This window comes from Acinetobacter junii CIP 64.5, from assembly GCF_000368765.1.
In the GTDB taxonomy this organism is placed as follows: domain Bacteria; phylum Pseudomonadota; class Gammaproteobacteria; order Pseudomonadales; family Moraxellaceae; genus Acinetobacter; species Acinetobacter junii.
The window spans coordinates 756537-777624 of sequence record NZ_KB849654.1 but is presented as its reverse complement, the minus strand read 5'-3'; the positions used below and the strand labels follow the sequence as shown (position 1 = coordinate 777624).

The following is a 21088-nucleotide window of genomic DNA, read 5'->3' as shown; positions in this document are numbered from 1 at the left end:
TAAACTTTACAAGTTTTGTATAGGTTATAACAATTTATTTAATTGTGGTAATTTTTATACTGAATTTGTTATTCAGGAAATCTGATATATTGTTTGCTGATATACGTATGGATCATCACTATATCTAAGAAATTTTCGGGTAGTGTACAGATCTTTTTTGCGGTAGTTTTTACGGTAAATGTAGAACAAGAATTAATGAAATTTATTAAAAATCAGTGTCTTGGATTGTGTTTATTGTGCGCGCTGAGCGCTACGAGAAGCGGATTGAAAAGCTGAGAGAATCCTACCGTAATACAAGCCAGATCTATCCTGATGCAGCGGATTTAAAACTGGAACTAAGTCTAAATGAGGGTGGAAATGAAATTATCGATTTGCGACAGTTAGAGCGATTTTTATCAAATTTCCAAAATAGTTTAGCCACAGTATTTTGGTATCGAACGCAGGTGGTCTATCGTTTTTATCGGATTGTGCGTGATGATGTTCAGCAGCGGTATGTGATCCACTTTTATCTGAGCTTTAACCGATCACTCTATGCTGATCCTTTGGGATATTGCAATGATAGCAGAGAGCACTGGATATCTGGGCACATGCGTTTATCCAGAAATGCATCATGAGCTTTCCGATGCTGATGCACAAAAAGCGCTGAGGGTTGAGCGGACTATGCAAGAAGAAGGGGGCTGTCCTTTGGGTGCATTAAATAGCATGCCGGAGAATCAAACGGGTCAGTTTGGGCTTCCGAATAGAATTTGCATTTACCCTAAAGGATTTAAATGGTTTGATGGAGCACCTGTACGGCGCTGAAAATTTATATCAGAGTCCTGCACTTGCTTGACGCTCTACAGCGTGCAGATTATCCTTAGCCTGCTGACCTACATCGTCAGTCGGTTTTGACAGACCGTTATCATCTAGCACATCAAAAAAGTAATTTTTTGGTGGCGAACTCGTTCGTCCCCCTTCGTTGCGGTAGGGCGAGGGAGGGACGCCTTGTGCGTGCCGGTTCCTAGATGACTGGTCTGTCAACCCTTTCTCGTTCTACCACCATTATTTGACAGTGATTTTGGTAGAACTTCTAAATCATCTAGGAGTACGCCATGCGCTTACATCAAGACCGTCTTTTATATTTCTCTTTTTTATGTGTGCCCGATCTACACCACAGGGGTAATGTGACCTGATGCTGTGTATTTCATGCATTGCTGTGTCGATCACTTTATAAGAATAAAACTTTTTCAAGTACATATTACCGATATGAAGATGAATCTCTCATGCTGTTTTGAGGGGCATAGATTTGTGTGCTTTATCGTCTATAACACTTCAAAAAAACATAGATATTCATTCCAACATTTATGACATGGGGAACACTGTGTCTGATTAAGACCAAGACCAGTGATGCCTATAAAAAAAGAGAAAATGATGATGTTTAAAACTTTCCTAAAAACTGCCCTGATTTCATCCCTACTTGCAGGCGCATCATTGGCGCAGGCAGGCTGGTTTGCACAAGCCAGTGAATCCTACCTTGTTCAAGCACGTCATACAGGCGGTGGGGTTTATCAATGTCTTTATAAAACCAATCCTGGCAACCGTGGTTGGCGTAATTTCACGGTGAACTTTCAAGGTGGTTGTCCACGTTTTGTTCACTTTAATGCGCAGAATGGTCAAGTCACTGTGCCCAACTAAATGAGGGGAACATTCAAATGACCCAAAAAACCATATTGGGCTTGGCGGCAATCTTAGCCCTGACCTTGATCAGCATCGCAGGCTTCTACTTCTTTAGCCCTAAACACGCAACTGAAAAAACGGTTCCAGCCAACACTTCTGAGGTCAGCTCTGCACAACCTTTAGAATCTGCCAATTCAGAAGCAGTATCCACTGAGATTGCAGCAGCAGAAGTGGATGGGATCGATGTCAAAGAATTGACCATGGGAAGCAAGCGTTTGAGTCCATCAGATCATGAACCTGAATTGCTGAGTTTTGAGTTTGATCAAAACCTTAAGGCAGTGGATACCTTACTGTCGATGCTGCCTTATGATGAACTGCCTGAATTTGAGCAGGACAATATAGACAAGTATCAGCGCTATATCTTTGCCAAAGCCGCAAAAGATACAGGCAAATCAGTGCAAGACTTTAGCTTGCAAGAACATGGCGCACTGGAGTCGGAGCAAGCGGGTAATCGCTACTACGTCTATAAATTTGATAACGGCACAGACTGTGAAATCCATCTGGCCAGCATTGATTTAAATACAGGTGATTATGGCGTGAGCTATAACTACTGCTAAGGATGAACTTGATGAAACAACTTTTAAAACCCTTACTCCTCGCAGTGACTACAACGACAGGCATCATGTTGAGTGGCTGTAATGCTGGCCTTGATCCAAACACGTTTACAGTCGAACTCGATGTAATTGATACCAGTAACTGGTATGCCCAAAATCAATCCGCTACGGTATTGACCATCCGTTCCAATATTGCAGAGCCTATCGATGTCAGCCATGTTTCTGTCAATCATGGACAATGTCGTTATGAAGGCTATCGTCGATCATTGGAATATCCGCAGCATTTTAAGATGGGGCAACGTTTAAGACTGAAATTAACAGACTGTAGCTACAGTAATGTGGTGCAGGTTGATGTCGAAACAGATAAAGGCACTGCAAGCTATAGCTTTCAATAACCGTCTTGCATTCTAAATGTTAAAACACAGCATTTAAATTTAGATGAAACACCAAATCAAACCGTGTCCTCAATGGGCACGGTTTTTTTATGCCCTCAATTCAGCTTTTCGTACCCAATTCATTTAACAAGGAATATTCAATGTCCTTAATTCAATGCCCCTATTGTCAGTCCACCCATGTCAGACAGACTGATTCAAGTCATGCAAACGCCAACTATTTCGAACAACTGCAACGCTGTATTTCACCGACACAGATGGCGCTGTTCGGCATGCAGCTTGCCAAAAAGGCAGGATTCCCGCCTTTTACAGGCGCAGCCATCGGTGTTGTGGTGGGTGGTGTATTGGTTATTGTCAGTCAGTACTGCTATGAAAAATATTACAGCAATGCCGAGCAGTATCTCTGTTTGGATTGCCAACAAGCGTTTGCATGGGTGCCGTAATCGCATCTCTGACTTTACACGGTTACATCTTTGAATAGATGGATTGTTTAAACCCTTACAGCGCATTTCTGCATTTTTACATCTTTCACTTTTATTTAAGGAATAATCAAAATGGCACATCAAATTGAACAAATGGCGTATGTCGGACAAACCCCGTGGCATGGTCTGGGCAATCAACTTAGCCAAAACCAACCGATTGAAGTCTGGGCCAAGCAAGCAGGTATGGACTGGCGCATTGAATCATCTAATGTCAGCTACATGGCTCAAAACGCGCGTGGACAAAGCATCATCATGCCGTATGAAGAACAACGGGTACTGTACCGTTCAGATACCCATGCTCCTTTATCGGTGGTGAGTCAGCGTTATCAAGAAGTCCAACCGATGGAAATTCTGGAGTTCTACCGTGATCTGACTGAGCAATCCGGCTTTGAACTGGAAACCGCAGGTGTCCTAAAAGGCGGGAAAAAGTTCTGGGCCTTGGCGCGTACAGGACAAACTGCAGAATTGAAAGGTGGAGATGTCAGCAATGGCTATATTCTGCTAGCAACCGCATGTGACGGTACGTTGGCGACCACAGCACAATTCACCAATATCCGTGTGGTGTGCAACAACACCTTAGCGATTGCCTTACGAGGGCAGAGTTCCAATGCAGGCGTGGTCAAAGTACCGCACAGTACTAAGTTTGATGCCGACAAAGTCAAAGATCAACTCGGTATTTCAGTGAAAACATGGTACGACCACATGTATGAAATGAAACAACTCACCCAACGTAAAGTCACCCAGAAAGAAGCAGCGGCTTATTTTGATGCGGTATTTAACAACAATAGCCTAAGTGCGATGGAACAGGAGGATAACATTATTCAGTACTACCGTAATGTCGCGTCTCAAGCCAATCCACAACCCAATAAAACTGAACCGAATGGACGTGCCATGACCAAAGTCATGAATATGTTTAATGGGCAGGGACGTGGAGCAGACTTATCTTCAGCCAAAGACACCGCCTATGGACTACTTTGTGCGATCACCGAGTTTGTCGACCATGAACGTCGTGCGATGAGTACTGATCACCGCCTTGACTCTGCTTGGTTTGGTGCAGGGGCAGCATTAAAGCAACGTGGATTAGAGCAAGCATTATATCTTGCAGCCTAAATTTTATCTTGTATCCCTCTTTGCCACATCTTCGGATGTGGCTTTTTTTATGCCGTTTTAAAATCAATGATAGAAGGATAAACCCATGAATCAGATTATAAACCCAACAGTAACGTCTCAATCTCAGTATTTACCAACTATAGCCAATAACAAGCCTAAACAAAGTCAATTAGGTTCAAAACGCAGCTTAAATGCCAAACGTCTGATCAACACCAAACAACTGGACTATCAGGCATGGCTGGAAGTGCGTAAACAGGGAATAGGCAGCAGTGATGCCGCAGCTGCCTGTGGCTTGAATCCCTATATGTCGATGCTGGAACTGTGGATGATTAAAACAGGACGGGTACAGCAAAATATTGAAGATGAAAGCTCAGGACATGCACCTTTATATTGGGGCAAGCAGTTAGAACCCTTGGTCGCAGAATACTACAGCATGCACACCAATAATAAAGTCCGTCGGGTCAATGCGGTGTTACAGCACCCTGATCCTGATAAAGCCTTTATGTTGGCAAACTTGGATTATGCCGTGGTGGGCAATGAAGACGTGCAAATCCTAGAATGCAAAACCGCAGGTGAATATGGAGCCAAGTTGTGGAAGTTGGGTGTACCTCTGTATGTACTGTGTCAGGTACAACATCAACTGGCGGTGACAGGTAAACAAGCGGCACATATTTGTGTGTTGCTGTGTGGGCAGGAAACCAAAATCTACAAAGTCAGTCGTAATGAAGCCCTGATTGAACAAATCATTCAGGCAGAACGATTATTTTGGGAATGTGTTGAAAATGACGTTCCACCAGCAGTGGATGCCAGTGAATCGGCAGCCAAAGCTTTACAGCAGCTCTATCCTGAACATACCCCACTGAGCTGTGTTGATCTAACGGAGGTGAAACTTGCTAATGAACTGTTTGATCAACTGATTGAAGAAAAGAAGCAGATTGAACAACACCAAAGTCAGTTTGATCTACTCAAACACCGTGTTCAGGCACTGATGCAGGAGCATGAGCGTGCTGTATTTCAGCAAGGTTCAGTGACATGGAAGAAGAGCAAGGACAGTATCAGCCTAGATACCAAGTCCTTACTTCAGCACCAACCTGAACTCATCCAACAATACCCATTGCAGAAAGCAGGCAGCCGTCGTTTCAACATTTATCACGATTAGCTCAAAGTTTAGAGTTAATCACTCAGCAAGAAGCAATCTGAAATCCCGTGCAGCCCTGCATGGGATTTTTTTATGCCGATTTTAATTTAAGCAAACAGTGCAACACATCTAAACATCTCAACGACAGAGGAATTTCAATATGATTAAAGGTCTAGCAATCACACCACCCATCTTGGGGCGTATCAGTATTGGTCGGGTAGTAGAAAAGAACGGCAAACGCCTACCGGAAAAAGATGATCAGTTCACCATTACGTCCCAAATTCAAAGCAAAGAAGGATGGGTGAAACATCCACTGGATGAACAGCTTCGAGCCAATACCCCCAATCAAAAGCTGCGCTCAATACCCGTCAGAATGATTTTCAATGATCCTGACTTAAACCTACGTGCAGAATATAGTCTGTTTGATCGACAGACTGGCCGTCCGATCTGTGTCGGCAATGGAGAAACCTGCCAGCGGTTAACCAATCAAGGCGTTGAACAGCATCCGTGTCCTTCACCTGATTTGTGTCCATTGGCTCAGGGTGGGCATTGCAAGCCCTATGGACGTTTGCATGTAAATTTAGATGAGTCGGATGAATTTGGCACATTCATTTTTAGAACAACAGGCTTTAACAGCATACGGACTTTGGCAGCACGCTTGAGCTATTACCATGCAGCATCGAATGGATTGCTTTCATGCTTGCCACTGCAATTGATGTTACGAGGTAAAAGTACAACGCAAAGTTATCGTCAGCCGGTGTACTACGTGGATCTGACTTTACGGGAGGGCATTAGTCTGAATGAGGCGATTATTCAGGCGAAGCAAATTGATGAACAGAGTAAACAAGCTGGGTTTTATCAGGAGGCTTTGGACTTTACGGCAAGGAAGGGTTTTGCCAATGCGCGGTTTGAAACGGATATAGAGGAAGGGTTAGAGGTGCTGGAGGAATACTACCCTGAACAAGAACAAAACCGAACGGTGGAGCAACAAGCTTCGCATGAAGGGTTTGTGCAGGATATTCAGCAGGGGTTGCAGCAATCAGTCAGACCCGTCAACTAATCGGTTGGTTGGAAAAGAGCAGCTTTCTAGTTTGCTCTTTTTTACGACAGTATTAGTCGTGGGAGTCGTCAAAGTACTATTTTAGCTATAGTTATCCCGTTAAAATAACAAGACTTAATTAATCTCTATTTTTTTTTGTTAAGTGCATGACTTTTAATAGGTCGTAGATATGCTAACTTAGCAACATTGTTTAACATTAAGTATAAAACCAAAGCGGTTGATCTTAGATTGAGGAAATAAAATGCATTCATTGGAACAAAAATTTCTAAATGACTTAGATGACAAGCTTTGGAAAGCCGCCGACAAATTACGCAGCAGTCTAGATGCAGCCAACTATAAGCATATTGTTTTAGGACTGATTTTCTTAAAGTACGTATCAGATGCTTTTGATGAACGGCAATCTGAACTCAAAGAATTGTTTGCACAAAAAGACGATCACAACATCTATTACATGCCGCGCGATCAGTACGACAGTGAAGAAGAATACCAACAGGCTATTGCTGACGAACTAGAAATACTGGATTACTACCAAGAAAAAAACGTGTTTTGGGTGCCAAAAGCAGGCCGCTGGTCAAATATCCGTGATGCAGCCGCTTTACCAATTGGCTCAGTCATTTGGCAGGATGAACAAGGTGCAGACGTCAAACTACGCTCTGTATCCTGGCTGATTGATAATGCCTTTGATGAAATTGAAAAAGCCAATCCAAAACTTAAGGGCATTCTGAATCGTATTGGACAGTACCAGCTGGACAATGACAAGTTACTTGATCTGATCAATACTTTTTCTGACACCAGTTTTACTAATCCAGAATATAACGGTGAGCAACTCAGTCTACACAGTAAAGATATTCTCGGGCATGTTTACGAATACTTTTTGGGACAGTTTGCCTTGGCTGAAGGCAAGCAGGGTGGGCAGTACTACACGCCTAAAAGTATCGTCACCTTGATTGTTGAAATGTTGCAGCCTTATAAAGGTCGTGTGTATGACCCTGCAATGGGTTCAGGTGGATTCTTCGTATCCAGTGAAAAGTTCATTGAACAGCATGCTCAGGAAAAGCATTACAAAGCCTCCGAACAGAAAAAGCATATTTCTATTTATGGGCAGGAAAGCAATCCGACCACATGGAAATTGGCTGCCATGAACATGGCGATTCGCGGGATTGATTTTAATTTCGGTAAAAAGAATGCAGACAGCTTTTTAGAGGATCAGCATCCAGACTTGCGTGCTGACTTTGTTATGGCCAATCCGCCTTTTAATATCAAGGATTGGTGGCATGCTTCTCTAGAAAATGATGTGCGCTGGAAGTATGGTACACCGCCACAAGGTAATGCTAACTTTGCTTGGATGCAACACATGCTGCACCATTTGTCACCTACAGGCAGTATGGCATTGCTACTTGCCAATGGTTCGATGAGCTCAAATACCAATAATGAAGGTGAGATCCGTAAGAACCTGATTGAAGCCGATCTGGTGGAATGTATTGTCGCGTTACCGGGACAACTGTTTACCAACACGCAAATTCCAGCCTGTATCTGGTTTCTAACCAAGGACAAAAAGAATGGCTTGTCTTTAGATAAAAAGAAAGCCAACCGTGAAGGCAAGACTCTGTTCATCGATGCCCGTAATTTGGGCTATATGAAAGATCGCGTACTGCGTGACTTTACCGATGCAGATATTGCTAAAATCACCAATGCTTTACATGCTTGGCAACAAGGCGAAAATTTTGAAGGCGAAGCGTATCAAAATGAGAAAGGGTTCTGTTTCTCTGCTGAGCTCAAAGATATACAAAAGCACGACTACGTACTGACTCCGGGGCGTTATGTCGGTGCAGTCGAGCAGGAAGATGATGGCGAGCCATTTGCTGAGAAAATGGCACGCTTAACAGGACAACTTAAACAGCAGTTTGCTGAAAGTGCTGTTTTAGAAGCAGAGATTAATAAGAATTTAAAGGGCTTAGGTTATGAATTCTGAGCAACCCTTGCTGCTTGAGATTCAGAAAGGCGAAAGTAAAACGTTAGAATTTAAGCAGCAGTTACCTAAAGGTCAGCAGATTGCCAAAACATTAATTGCTTTTGCGAATAGTAGTGGCGGAAAGTTAATTATTGGGGTGACTGATGATCGACAATTAGTAGGTATTCAAGAAGATATTTTTGACCTGCAAGATAAAATCACCTCGATGATTTATGAGTTATGCGTTCCGCAACTTGCTGTACAAATTTATGTTGAGAATATAGATGGTATCGAGTTGTTGGTGGTCGAGGTTGCTCGAGGAAGTTTATTTCCATATTACCTTAAACCCATGGGACGTGAGCAAGGTACGTATATACGCATAGGTGCTAGCAATCGTGTTGCTTCACCAGAAAACATTCAGCAATTAGAATTGCAGCGTCTGAATGTAAGTTTCGATGCTTTAGCCAATTATCAATACCCTTTGGAAAAGCTCGATTTAACAGTTTTGGAAGCAGCGTTCAAAGCTGCTGATAAAACACTGACTTTAGAAAAGATGTTGAATCTGAAACTGGTGATTGAAGAGCAAGGACAGCGTTATGCCAGTCATGGTTTATTGATCTTGCTCGGTCAATATGAGCATGTGATGACTCAATGCGCCCGATTTAAAGGCACCAATATGAGTGTGTTTTTAGACCGTAAAGAATACATAGGTGATTTGTTTTCACAAATTGAACAAACAGAAATTTTTATTAAAAATCATTTATCTTTGCGTGCCGAAATTCGTGGCTTAAAGCGTTACGACTATTTGGAAATCCCCGAAAGTGCCATTCGTGAAGCACTGATTAATGCTTATGTACATCGAGATTACAGTAACTTTGGACGTAATATTAAAGTCGCAGTTTATGATGATTTGGTCAATATCGTCTCCCCAGGTGGTTTACCTAATGGTTTAACTGAAGATGATTTGCTGTATGGTCGTTCGGAAATTCGTAATAGGGTATTGGCACGTGTGTTTAGAGAGTTGGGCTACATTGAGCACTGGGGCAGTGGCTTGCAGCGTATTATACAAATGTGTGAAGTGGAAGGACTCACAACACCTGAGTTTTCGGAAACGGGTGATTTCTTCGATGTGAAGTTGTATCGCCCTGTAATCGAATCTGTCAGTGATATGGTAGATGGTACAGTCAGTAGTACAATCGAGGATTTAGGTGGTACAGTCAGTGGTACAATCGCGGAGTCAGGTGGTACAACCGAAAGCTATATTTTAACTGAACGGCAAATCCAGATATTAGGCTTAATCCAACAACAGCCGAAAATTTCTTATCGTCAAATGACTGAGCAATTGGGCATTCATAAGTCAGCCATACAGAAGCATTTAGAGAGTTTAAAAGATGCAGGTTGGCTTGAGCGTGTGGGTGGAACACGTGGCTATTGGGCGATTAAGAAAGAATTTGGGGGTGAGGTGTGAGTTTTGAGACAATAAAGGATATTGTGGATTTTAATCCCAGCCGTCCGTTATCTAAAGGTAAGGAATTTCCTTTTATTGATATGGCATCTTTACCTGTAAATGGCAGAGATATTAATGAAGTTTCGAATAAAGTTTTTAATGGTGGCGGAGCAAAATTTAAAAATGGTGATACCTTATTTGCACGAATCACTCCATGCTTAGAAAATGGTAAAACAGCTAAAGTCGAAAATTTACCAGTAGGTTGTATCGCCCACGGTTCAACAGAGTTTATAGTTTTGTCAGCAAAGTCAAAAGACGACGAAGATTTTGTTTACTATCTCGCACGATTACCTGATTTTAGAAGTTACGCAATTTCAAGAATGGAAGGAACTTCTGGAAGACAAAGAGTTTCTTGGCAAGCATTGGCAGAATTTAATCTACGATTACCAGAGAAAGGTAAACGGAAAAAAATAGGTAAAATTTTAAAATCACTAGACGACAAAATCCATCTAAATAACCAAATCAACCAAACCCTTGAATCTATTGCTCAAACCATTTTTAAAAGTTGGTTTATCGACTTTGACCCTGTTCGTGCCAAAATTGCAGCAAAACAAGAAGGAAAAGACGCTGAACTTGCTGCGATGTGTGCGATTAGCGGTAAAAGCGAAGCTGAGGTTGAACAGATGGCAAAGGAAGATTTTGCAGAGTTACAAGCGACAGCTACACTGTTTCCTGATGAGTTGGTAGAAAGTGAGCTAGGGGAAGTGCCGAAGGGGTGGGATAAATATTCGCTATCAAAAATGATCACACTAATTGGTGGGGGAACGCCTAAAAGATCTGAGCCAAATTATTGGAATGGTGATATTTTCTGGTTCTCTGTAAAAGATGTTCCAAATGAAGGTGAAGTTTTTGTTATTACTACACAAGAAAAAATTTCAGAACTTGGTTTAAATAAAAGTTCAACGAAATTACTCCCTGTAGGAACTACAATTATAACTGCTAGAGGCACTGTAGGAAAAATAGCATTGGTTGGTTATGAAATGGCTATGAACCAATCTTGTTATGGTGTTCAAGGAATAAATGGTGTAAGGCAATTTATGACCTACTATTTGATAAAAAATGCAGTAGAGGTTTTAAAGAAAAATACTCATGGTGCTGTATTTGATACCATTACTCAATCAACATTTGATACTGTTACTTCTATTAAACCAAGCATAGAAATGATGGACTTGTTTGAGTCTAAAGTTGAAAAAATTATGGGGCATATAAAAAATAATTTATATGAAAATAATAGCTTAATAGCTTTAAGGGATACCTTATTACCCAAATTATTGTCGGGTGAGTTAGATGTGTCAGGTGTGCAGGACGAGGTGGCTTGAGCGTGAGTATTTTTAATATTTATTGTGATGAAAGCTGTCATCTCGAAAATGATGGTTTTGCTGCAATGGTACTTGGTGCAATATGGTGCCCAGATTCACATCATAAGTATTTAGCAAGAAAAGTTAAGCAACTCAAAAAAGAATTTGAGATCTCTGCAAATAATGAAATTAAATGGACGAAAGTTTCTAAAAGCAAACTCCCATTTTATAAAGCACTCGTAGATTTATTTTTTGATGAACCTCTTCTTTATTTTAGAGGCGTTGTGATTCCAGATAAAAGTAAATTAAATCATGCAAACTTTATGCAGAGTCACGATGATTTTTATTATAAGCAATGGTACTTACTGCTGAATCGTTTAATTGCACCAAATCATAATTACAAAATCTATTTAGATATCAAAGATACTAAGGGACAAGAGAAAGTAACAAAGTTGCGTGAGGTTTTATGCAATGCGAATTATGATTTCGATCGCACTATTATCCATTCAATAGATTTGGTGCAATCACATGATGTTTTGTTGCTACAGCTAGCAGACTTGTTTATAGGTGCCTTATCGTATTTGCATAGAGGGCTAAAGACGAGTGAAGCGAAGCTTGAACTCATTCATTATTTACAAAATCGTTCACAGTTGAGCTTGCAGATAAGCACATTGCTTAAAGCGGAAAAGTTTAATTTGTTTATATGGAGTCCTCAATATTGAATACTCCTCCTGAACTGATTGCTTTTGCGGGATTTGATAGCTGGAATGACTATGAAAATGAAATCTATGCTGTTTATTTAGAAACAGTCGTCAATGCCAACTTATTGTTTCTAAATACACCCGTAAAAGTCAGATTTCGTCCGACAACAAAAGATAAAGCTTTTGGCTTTTGGCATTTGATTTCTGAAGCTGCAGATCAAAATAATAAAAATGAAGAGGACAGACTTCCAGATCTAAAGCGTTGTGAGAGAATTCGGTGGGTGGCTTGGTGTATAACGAATGCACATCAAGCAGGTTTTCTATATTGGGAAAATCAGCGCGGTAGAGAAACACATGTTGTTATTTGGGCGGAACATCTGGATTTTGTTGTTATTTTAGCTAAGCGTAAAACAGATTTAGATGAAAAATATTATTTATTGAAAACAGCGTATTGCCTAAGAGAGCATACAAAACGGAAACTTAGAAAAGAATATGAAAGTTTTCATACCCCTAAAAAAGGCTAAAGCCCCGATATATTGCTATATAAGGACTTCGTATACTCCTTCTACACTAGGTAGATGAGCTAGGCACATTATAAGTAAACTGATATAGGGTCGCAATAGCAGTTACAAAAGATAATGTCTATATAAATAGTAATTAGAGACCAGAATTTAAAGTTTAAATGAATAGGGGGAATCCATGAACGAAACGCAACTCGAAAATCTCTGCCTCGACTGGTTCACCGAAAATGGCTGGGGAGTCGTTCATGGTATTGATATTGCGCCCGATAGCAGTAACCCTTTACGCAACGACTATAAACAGATTTTAATCGAAGCTGATTTACAGGCGGCTTTTGAACGCTTAAATCCACATTTGCCTGCAAGCTGTTTTGAACAGGTTTGGCTAAAACTGAGCAAGCCTGAAAGTTTGGATTTAGTCATTAATAACCGTGCTTTCCACCGTATGTTATTGGAAGGTGTACCTGTCACCTATAAGAAACAGGACGATTGGGTACATGACCATGCCTTCTTGGTGGACTTCAACCATGTGCAGCAAAACCGTTTTGTTGCGGTCAATCAATTTACCATTCTAGGTGTGAAGCAGCCGCGACGCCCTGACATCATCTGCTTTATTAACGGTATTCCCTTTGCGGTGTTGGAGCTAAAAAGCCCAACCGATGAAAACGCGGATATTTGGGATGCTTTTAACCAACTGCAAACCTACAAAGAAGAAATCTCGGATCTGTTTGTTTTTAATGAAGCCTTGGTGGTGAGTGATGGCGTAACAGCACGTGTAGGTTCACTCACAGCGAATCAGGAACGTTTTTTGCCGTGGCGTACAATTAAGCATGAAGATGATAAACCTGCTTTAGAATGGGAGCTAGAAACAGTTGTTCGGGGCTTCTTTGACCGAGAATTGTTTTTAGATTACATCCGATTCTTTGTGTTATTTGAAACAGATGGCGAAAAGACCATTAAGAAAATTGCTGGCTATCATCAGTTCCATGCGGTTCGGGCAGCGGTACAGGCGACCATTGCAGCAGCCAATCCGAATGGGGATAAGAAGGCAGGCGTTGTGTGGCATACCCAAGGCTCGGGTAAAAGTATTTCCATGTGCTGCTATGCAGGCAAACTCTTACAGCAGCCTGCCATGCACAACCCAACCTTGTTAATCGTAACCGACCGTAATGACTTGGATGGACAGCTCTTTGAAACCTTTAGCAATGCTCAAGAACTATTAAAACAAACCCCAGTACAAGCCAATACCCGTGATGAGCTGAGACAGCTTTTAGCTGAGCGTGAGTCTGGTGGCATCATCTTTACCACAGTACAAAAGTTTGCATTATTGGAAGGTGAGAGTGAGCATCCATTATTGAATGGACGCCACAATATTGTTGTGATGTCAGATGAAGCACATCGTAGCCAATATGGTTTGAAAGCAAAACTAAGCAATGATGGCACGTACAAGTTTGGATATGCCAAGCACATGCGTGATGCTTTAAAGAATGCTGCTTTTATTGGCTTTACTGGAACGCCGATTTCGAGTGAGGATAAAGACACCCGAGCTGTCTTTGGTGATTATGTTTCCATCTATGACATTCAGGATGCCGTTGATGATGGTGCAACTGTACCCATCTATTACGAATCACGTTTGGCAAAGCTAGATATTAATCAGGCTGAAATCGAAGAGCTATCTGATCAAGTCGATGAGGTTGTAGAAGATGAAGAAGATGTTGGTAACAGAGAAAAGACTAAAAGTGAGTGGAGCCGACTAGAAAAGCTGGTGGGTGCCTCACCACGGCTGAAACAGATAGCTGCCGATTTGGTTGCACACTTTGAAGCCCGTACCGAAGCCACGGCGGGTAAAGGCATGATTGTGACCATGAGCCGCGAGATCTGTGTCCACCTTTACAATGAGATTATTGCCTTACGTCCAGATTGGCATGACCCTGATCCTGAAAAAGGCAAAATCAAAATTGTGATGACGGGTTCAGCTTCAGATAAACCATTATTACAGCCGCATATCTACAATAAGCAAACTAAAAAACGTCTTGAGAAACGCTTTAAGGATGTCAAAGATCCTTTGCAGCTAGTGATTGTCCGAGATATGTGGCTTACAGGTTTTGATGCACCATGCACGCATACCATGTATATCGACAAACCGATGAAGGGGCACAATCTCATGCAGGCAATTGCACGTGTGAACCGTGTCTTTAAAGATAAGCAGGGTGGACTAGTTGTTGACTATATCGGCATTGCTAATGAATTGAAGCAGGCCTTAAAAACCTATACCGATGCCAAAGGGAAAGGTGAGCCGACTTTACGTGCAGAAGAAGCATATGCAGTTCTTGCTGAAAAGATGGATGTAATACGAGGAATGTTCGCCAAAACCAACGAACAGGCAGGTATGGATTTGAGTGCTTACGAAACTCAGGCACACCGACTGATTATCCCCGCAGCTAACTATGTGCTGAGCTTGAAGGATGGTAAAAAGCGTTTTCTTGATTTAGTCTTAGCAATCAATAAAGCCTTCTCTTTATGCAGCACCTTGGATGAAGCGAAGAACCTGCACAAAGAAATTGCCTTTTACTCAGCCATTAAAGCGGTCATTAGCAAGCATACCTCTGTAGATCGTAAACTGTCGCAAGCTGAAAAGGACAGTGCGCTAAAACAGATTCTGGACAATGCTGTCATTGCTGATGGCGTAACAGATGTCTTTGCAATGTGTGGTTTGGATAAACCTAACATTGGCTTGCTTTCAGATGAGTTCTTAGAAGATGTAAGGCAGATGCCATACCGTAACTTGGCAGTTGAACTGTTGGAAAAGTTACTCAATGATGGCATTAAGGCAAAGACACGAAACAATGTGGTACAGGAAAAACGCTTCTCTGACCGTTTGCAGGAAACCTTGAGGAAATACAATAACCGAGCGATTGAAACTTCTCAGGTCATTGAAGAACTCATTCAAATGGCAAAAGAATTTCAGGCAGAGATGCAGCGTGAAGCTTCACTTGGGTTAAATCCAGATGAAATCGCTTTCTATGATGCTTTGGCAAACAATGAAAGTGCGGTCAGAGAGCTTGGAGACGATACGCTGAAACAGATCGCACGAGAGATTACAGAGAAGCTACGGAAATCAACGACGGTCGATTGGCAGGTTCGGGATAGTGTGCGTGCTCAGCTTAAAATTCTTGTGCGTCGTACATTGCAGCGTTGGAAGTACCCGCCTGATAAAGCAGCTGAAGCGATTGAGTTGGTGATGAAGCAAGCTGAGCAGTTGTCGAATGCGTGGACGACTAGCTAAAAAATCATTTATAAAGAACGTAATTTACACAAAATAATTTACATGCTCTTCTTGGGCGAAACCTTTGAAAAAATAGATAAAGTTACAATAACCAATGTATTTTGGGGGGAACAATGCGTATCGAAAAAGTTAGAGTTGAGGGGTATAGACTTCTTGAAGATATTGAGATTGTATTAGAAAAGAATTCAACTGTGATTGTTGGGCGAAATAATAGCGGAAAAACATCTTTTACTAGCATATTTGATTGTTTTTGTGGTGAGTCAGGAGCCCGTTTTAGGTTGGAAGATTTTTCTAGTTTGTCTCGTGAGAAGTTTTTAAATGCAAGAAAATTGAAAGAAGAGGGGGCAAGTCCAGAGCAGATATATAATACACTGCCTATAATCACTCTTTCTTTGACATTTCGATACGATAGTGATGCCCCGACTTTAGGACCTCTTTCACCATTTATCATTGATTTAGATATGGACTCTACAACAGCGATTGCTTGTATTGAATATAGGCCTGTCTTAGCAAAAATGCATTTGTTGTTTGATTTACCTCAACCACCAGTAGGTATGGAACCTCAAATACATTTTTTTAAGTGTTTACGTAATAACTTATCAAAAATTTACGAAGTGCATGTTAGTGCGATAGATCCGACGGATAAGTCTAATAAGAGAAATTTCGAGGGTACTTCAGCATTCGCAGCATTATTACAATGTAACTTTGTTCAAGCACAAAGAACTCTTGATAAGACAAAGCTTGGTGAGGCTGATGTTATCGGAAAATTACTTAGTGAATTGTTTAAAACAGCTGCTGCACCAACGGCTACAGAATCTGATCAAGAGTTAGCTGCGAAATTAAAGAAATCTGTTGAAGATATTGAGCTTAATGTTCAAAGTGATTTTGACAAAATGCTCAAAAAGTTATTACCTGTTATGGGGGTGATGGGTTTTCCAAGTCTTAATGATACTGAATTAAGGCCTGAAACTTCATTAAATGTAGAGGCACTTTTGTCTGGGCATACAAAAGTTGTTTATAGCGGTACAGATGGTGTGCATTTACCTGAGGGATATAATGGTCTTGGTACGCGAAATTTAATCTATATGCTGCTACAACTTGAAAGCTATCACAAAATTTACCGATCTCAAATTACTCGCCCTTCAGCCCATTTGATATTCATTGAAGAACCTGAAGCTCATTTGCATCCACAGATGCAGGAAGTTTTCATTAATCAATTAAATGCTGCTATTCAAAAGCTTTCGAGTGCCTATCCAGCAGAAGACGTTTGGAATGTTCAGTTTATTATTACTACACATTCTTCTCATGTTGCTAATGCGGCATGTTTTGATGCAGTAAGATATTTCTATAACCAGAAAGATTCAGTGAAAAGTATTAGAAATACTAAAGTTAAAGATTTTAAAAAGGGCATGCAAACAATATCTTCTGCTGATAAAGGGTTCTTGCATAAATACATGACTCTGACTAAGTGTGATCTTTATTTTGCAGATAAAGTGATTATGGTTGAAGGGACAACTGAACGGTTATTAATGCCTCGCCTCAGAGAATTAGTTGATATATCCTTACCAGAACATCAAAAATTAGCAAGCCAGTATGTAACTTGTATTGAAGCTGGAGGGGCTCATGCTCATCTTTTTTATCCACTCCTCGACTTTCTTGAACTTAAGACTCTAGTCATTACCGATTTAGACTCAACTAAAATGGTGGAAAAAGAAAATAAGAAGAAAGTAAAAACCAAAATATGGGAAAAATGTCCAGTAGCTCAAGGTGAGAGAACCTCTAATGCGGCTATCAAGGATTGGTTTCGTCCTAAAGATTTAGATGAAAAAGTAATTTGGCAAATATCTCCAGCTGATTTAATTGCTAAAAATGCCATAGAAAAGCAGGTTAACTTTCGTCGAATTGCCTACCAAATCCCTGAAGATCCAAAAACTAATATTTGTGCAAGAAGCTATGAAGATGCTCTTATTTTAGCGAACCTTAATCAATTTCCATTACCAAGTGAAGACGATGTTGCTACAGAAGCTTGGGAATATGCGCAGGGACTTACTAAAGCGGATTTCGCTTTAGAATATGCAATTCGTGTAAAAGAATGGGTTGTACCTCGATATATTCGAGAAGGCCTGATTTGGCTTTCTGAATCTGATGTTCCTATACAAAATTTAGAACCATTAGACAAAGGAGGAGCAGCATGAGTCAGATTAAAGAAAATCCTGCACTAGTTGCTGCACAAGAAGCTCAGAGAAAGATCAATCAGGCTCTAGATGCGGGTTATAGTTTTAGACTTGAAGCAGGTGCGGGAGCAGGTAAGACATATTCTTTGGTAGCTGCACTCAAGAGACTAATCGACGAACGTGGTTCAACGTTAGTACAGTCAGGCAAAAAAGTTGCTTGTATTACTTATACAGAAGTTGCACGCAATGAGATTGCTCAAGAAATTGAAGATCATCCGGCAATTCTTGTTGGCACAATTCATGGCTTCTGTTGGGCATTCATTCGTCAATTTCAGAAGGCAATACGTGATTTGGTAATTGAACTAAAGGATAAAAAAGAGAAAGTTGAACAAAGTGGGGGGATTGGATCACAGTTAGTAGAATATGATCTGGGATTCTTTAGTGTAGATGAGATGCGCATTACACTTAATCATGATGATATTCCTGAATTGATGGCAATGCTTTTAGCTAAGGAAAAGTTTCGGATGTTATTTAGTCAGCAATTTCCAGTAATTTTTATTGATGAATATCAAGATACTCATCGTCAATTTATGGATGCTATTACTGATTATTTTTTAAAGTCGAAGACTGGACCAATCATAGGTCTTTTCGGAGATCATTGGCAGACTATTTATAGTAGTGAGTATGAATTAGCTGAATACCCAATTGAAGAAATTGCAAAGGGTTCAAATTTTCGATCAGTTCCTGCTGTAGTAAATGTTCTAAACGCTTTACGCCCAGAGCTTCCACAAGTTGTTAGCTTACCAGAAGCCAAAGGTGAAGCTCGGTTTTTCCATACTAACAGTTATAATGGGCCTAGAACGAATACAGCACATTCAAAGGAAGATTTACCTTCTGACATAGCACGTAGTTGTCGTGAAGAGTTGATGGCTAGGTTAAGAGTAGAGGGGTGGGACTTAAAAAAGACAAAAGTATTAATGCTTAGTCACAATGTTTTGGCAGTTGAACAAGGTTATCCGAAAATTGTTGAATTATTTAGAGGTCGTACAGAACAGTTTACAAAAAAGGAAGATCCGGTCATTAGGTTCTTTGCTGAAGTAATAGAGCCAATGTGCATGGCTTATAGTTCATCACATTACGGAGATATGTTTAAGATATTGGGTGCTAGACCTGCTATTACAAAACATGAAGATAAAATGTTGTGGCGTAGAGATATGGATCGATTGCTAAAGTTGAGAATAGAAGGGACTATTGGTCAAATTATAGACCATTTAAAGATTACTAAACGTCCATCTCTGCCTGATCGTATACTTAGAAGAGAGGAAGAGCTTATTTCATTGATGGGCATACCTGAAGTTGAAATGTCTTCAAGATCACAACGTTATAAAAAATTAAGAGAAATCCCGTATAAAGAAGTTATCGAGGTTACAAGATTTATTGAAAAGTTAACCCCTTTTGCAACCCAGCATAGTGTTAAGGGTGCTGAGTTTGATAATGTATTGGTAATCTTAGGTGGAGGGTGGAATCATTATAATTGGCCTCAGCTTCTTGAGCTACTTGAAACTAAAAAGCTGACTAAGACAAATATGAAAGGTTTCTATCGTGCTCGGAATCTTTTCTATGTATCTATATCTCGCCCAATGACGAGACTTGCTGTGCTGGCAACTCAGTCATTGTCAGACACTGCACTTCTTACAGTGAGTAATCTTTTTGGAAGTGAGAATGTTGAAGAGTTAAGTTTTGGTACATAAAATAGAATTTACGCCAAATTTACACCATAAATTATTTTATACAATTTAAGTTGTTGATATTAATTTGTTATTTTATTTTAAGTGTCCAATCCATCATTGGGGCAACGGAAATACGTGGCTTTAATGATTCAAGTGGTTGCATAAAATATTCTCGGATGTGGACAAGAAAAGAAAGGGCAGCATTATACGATTTTTACGAAAAATTCACCAATCATCTTCATCCTTGAGAAATCTAAATATTGGTTTATCTAAAGTTGATGCATTGCAGTGTTTTTCGAGTGAGTAGTAAATCTAATAAGCTAAAGATCATACATGCTAGCACTAAGCCAATACCTGCAAAGCAAGTCATCGTCCAACCACCATGGTTCCATGCAAAAATTCCTAAAGCAGAACCGCACGCGCCACCGGTAAAATAAGCAGTCATATAAATGGCATTAATACGTGATTTTGCATCAGGGCGTAAGCGAAAGATTATGCTTTGATTGCTTGTGTGGACCAATGCAAGCGCCAACTGAATCAGTGCAAAACCCAAGATATAGCTAAATAAATAGAGCTGACCAAAATAAAAAAATATCCAACTTAAGATAAACAATCCACAACCCATCCAAGTGAGTTGATTGGTAAATCCCTGATCCGCATATTTACCAATATATTGGGTTGATAAAGCACCAAAAATACCAACTAAAGTCACCATACCAATAAATAAATCAGGTAATTGATGTGCAGAGCTAAGTAGTAAAGCAATCGTTGAGTACAAGATACTCACTGCTGCAAAAGCAAAACCACCTGTCAGCGCTCTCAGCACTAAACGTTTTTCTTGTTTTAATAGTTGCCCCATTGAAACAAATACTTGCCCATAATTCAGTTTCATCTTCATGACGTATGGCAGACGGCTTTTAAGTGCAAAGGCAAGAAACAGCATCAAAATTCCACTGACGATATAAATTACCTTCCAGTGAAACAAGTTCGAGAATAAGCCAGCTAAGCTGGTCGACAAAAGGATGCCGACCAATAGCCCACTCATTAAAAAACCTACAACTTCACCTGTTTTCTCAGGTTGAACAGTCATCGTTGCCAACGGTATCAATACTTGTGCTGCTACAGAAAATAATCCGGCCATAATGGTACCGACCCAAAGCATCGGTAAGTTCACAGAGAATGCACTGATAAACAATCCCGCTGCACATAAGCTCATTAAGAGTGGAATAAATTTGGTTTTATTCACCACATCGCCCATAGGGACAATAAAAAGTAAACCGAAAGCATAAGAAACTTGCGCAAAGGTAACTGTAAGAGCAGCTTGGCTTTGACTAACAGAGAAATACTGCTGTATGGAGTGGATCAGTGGTTGACTATAATAGTTTGCACCGGCACATAGACCACATGCAGCCGCCATAAACCAGAGTAAGGCTTTATTTTCACTAATATCTTGAGTGTTAGGCATAATGTT

17 protein-coding genes are annotated in these 21088 nt (G+C 40.5%); 16 read left to right on the top strand and 1 reads right to left on the bottom strand.

The annotated features are described in order from the left end of the window. The first annotated feature begins 236 nt into the window (after positions 1-236). The 16 genes from F948_RS05275 to F948_RS05195 all read left to right on the top strand — a co-directional run bounded on the left by F948_RS05275 (position 237) and on the right by F948_RS05195 (position 19638). Positions 237-614, top strand: coding sequence for a hypothetical protein (locus tag F948_RS05275; RefSeq protein WP_004960814.1), 378 nt, complete (start codon positions 237-239; stop codon positions 612-614). A gap of 799 nt (positions 615-1413) precedes the next feature. Next, positions 1414-1674, top strand: coding sequence for a hypothetical protein (locus F948_RS05265; RefSeq protein WP_002126044.1), 261 nt, complete (start codon positions 1414-1416; stop codon positions 1672-1674). Positions 1675-1691: 17 nt separating this feature from the next. Next, entirely contained in the window at positions 1692-2273 is a 582-nt protein-coding gene (locus tag F948_RS05260) for a hypothetical protein (protein ID WP_004960804.1), read from the top strand. A gap of 11 nt (positions 2274-2284) precedes the next feature. Next, positions 2285-2665, top strand: a complete 381-nt coding sequence (locus tag F948_RS05255; protein ID WP_004960803.1) for a hypothetical protein — start codon at positions 2285-2287, stop codon at positions 2663-2665. A gap of 140 nt (positions 2666-2805) precedes the next feature. Beyond that, complete coding sequence (locus F948_RS05250) at positions 2806-3105, top strand: hypothetical protein (protein WP_004960801.1); 300 nt, start codon at positions 2806-2808, stop codon at positions 3103-3105. A 111-nt stretch (positions 3106-3216) separates the two neighbouring features. Further along, a complete protein-coding gene (locus F948_RS05245) occupies positions 3217-4254 on the top strand; it encodes a DUF932 domain-containing protein (RefSeq protein ID WP_004960797.1) in 1038 nt (345 codons plus the stop codon). 85 nt (positions 4255-4339) lie between these two features. Continuing rightward, the gene (locus F948_RS05240) at positions 4340-5413 is read left to right on the top strand and encodes a YqaJ viral recombinase family nuclease (protein ID WP_004960794.1); all 1074 of its coding nucleotides are present in this window, start codon (positions 4340-4342) and stop codon (positions 5411-5413) included. Positions 5414-5552: 139 nt separating this feature from the next. Next, positions 5553-6452: a recombination directionality factor gene (locus F948_RS05235; protein ID WP_004960791.1), complete on the top strand. Its 900-nt coding sequence runs from the start codon at positions 5553-5555 to the stop codon at positions 6450-6452. Positions 6453-6693: 241 nt separating this feature from the next. Further along, positions 6694-8424 carry a class I SAM-dependent DNA methyltransferase gene (locus tag F948_RS05230; protein WP_004960788.1) on the top strand — a complete coding sequence of 577 codons (1731 nt, stop codon included), beginning with the start codon at positions 6694-6696 and terminating at the stop codon, positions 8422-8424. Continuing rightward, positions 8414-9871 (top strand): AlbA family DNA-binding domain-containing protein, encoded by a 1458-nt coding sequence (locus F948_RS05225; protein WP_004960785.1) that lies wholly within the window; start codon positions 8414-8416, stop codon positions 9869-9871. The genes F948_RS05230 and F948_RS05225 overlap by 11 nt, the downstream gene beginning before the upstream one ends. Next, on the top strand, positions 9868-11229 hold the full coding sequence (locus F948_RS05220; protein ID WP_017397399.1) for a restriction endonuclease subunit S: 1362 nt from the start codon (positions 9868-9870) through the stop codon (positions 11227-11229). Before F948_RS05225 ends, F948_RS05220 begins: the two co-directional genes overlap by 4 nt. A 2-nt stretch (positions 11230-11231) precedes the next feature. Then, positions 11232-11930, top strand: a complete 699-nt coding sequence (locus F948_RS05215; protein ID WP_004960779.1) for a DUF3800 domain-containing protein — start codon at positions 11232-11234, stop codon at positions 11928-11930. Further along, positions 11927-12433: a hypothetical protein gene (locus tag F948_RS05210; RefSeq protein WP_004281636.1), complete on the top strand. Its 507-nt coding sequence runs from the start codon at positions 11927-11929 to the stop codon at positions 12431-12433. Before F948_RS05215 ends, F948_RS05210 begins: the two co-directional genes overlap by 4 nt. Positions 12434-12608: 175 nt before the next feature. Next, positions 12609-15713 (top strand): type I restriction endonuclease subunit R, encoded by a 3105-nt coding sequence (locus tag F948_RS05205; RefSeq protein WP_004960776.1) that lies wholly within the window; start codon positions 12609-12611, stop codon positions 15711-15713. 113 nt (positions 15714-15826) lie between these two features. Next, entirely contained in the window at positions 15827-17908 is a 2082-nt protein-coding gene (locus F948_RS05200) for an ATP-dependent nuclease (RefSeq protein WP_004960773.1), read from the top strand. Next, the gene (locus F948_RS05195) at positions 17905-19638 is read left to right on the top strand and encodes a UvrD-helicase domain-containing protein (RefSeq protein ID WP_004960770.1); all 1734 of its coding nucleotides are present in this window, start codon (positions 17905-17907) and stop codon (positions 19636-19638) included. Before F948_RS05200 ends, F948_RS05195 begins: the two co-directional genes overlap by 4 nt. A gap of 244 nt (positions 19639-19882) precedes the next feature. On the opposite strand, the gene F948_RS05190 is transcribed toward F948_RS05195, so the two are convergent. Further along, positions 19883-21082 carry an MFS transporter gene (locus F948_RS05190; protein WP_004960767.1) on the bottom strand — a complete coding sequence of 400 codons (1200 nt, stop codon included), beginning with the start codon at positions 21080-21082 and terminating at the stop codon, positions 19883-19885. Positions 21083-21088 lie beyond the last annotated feature (6 nt).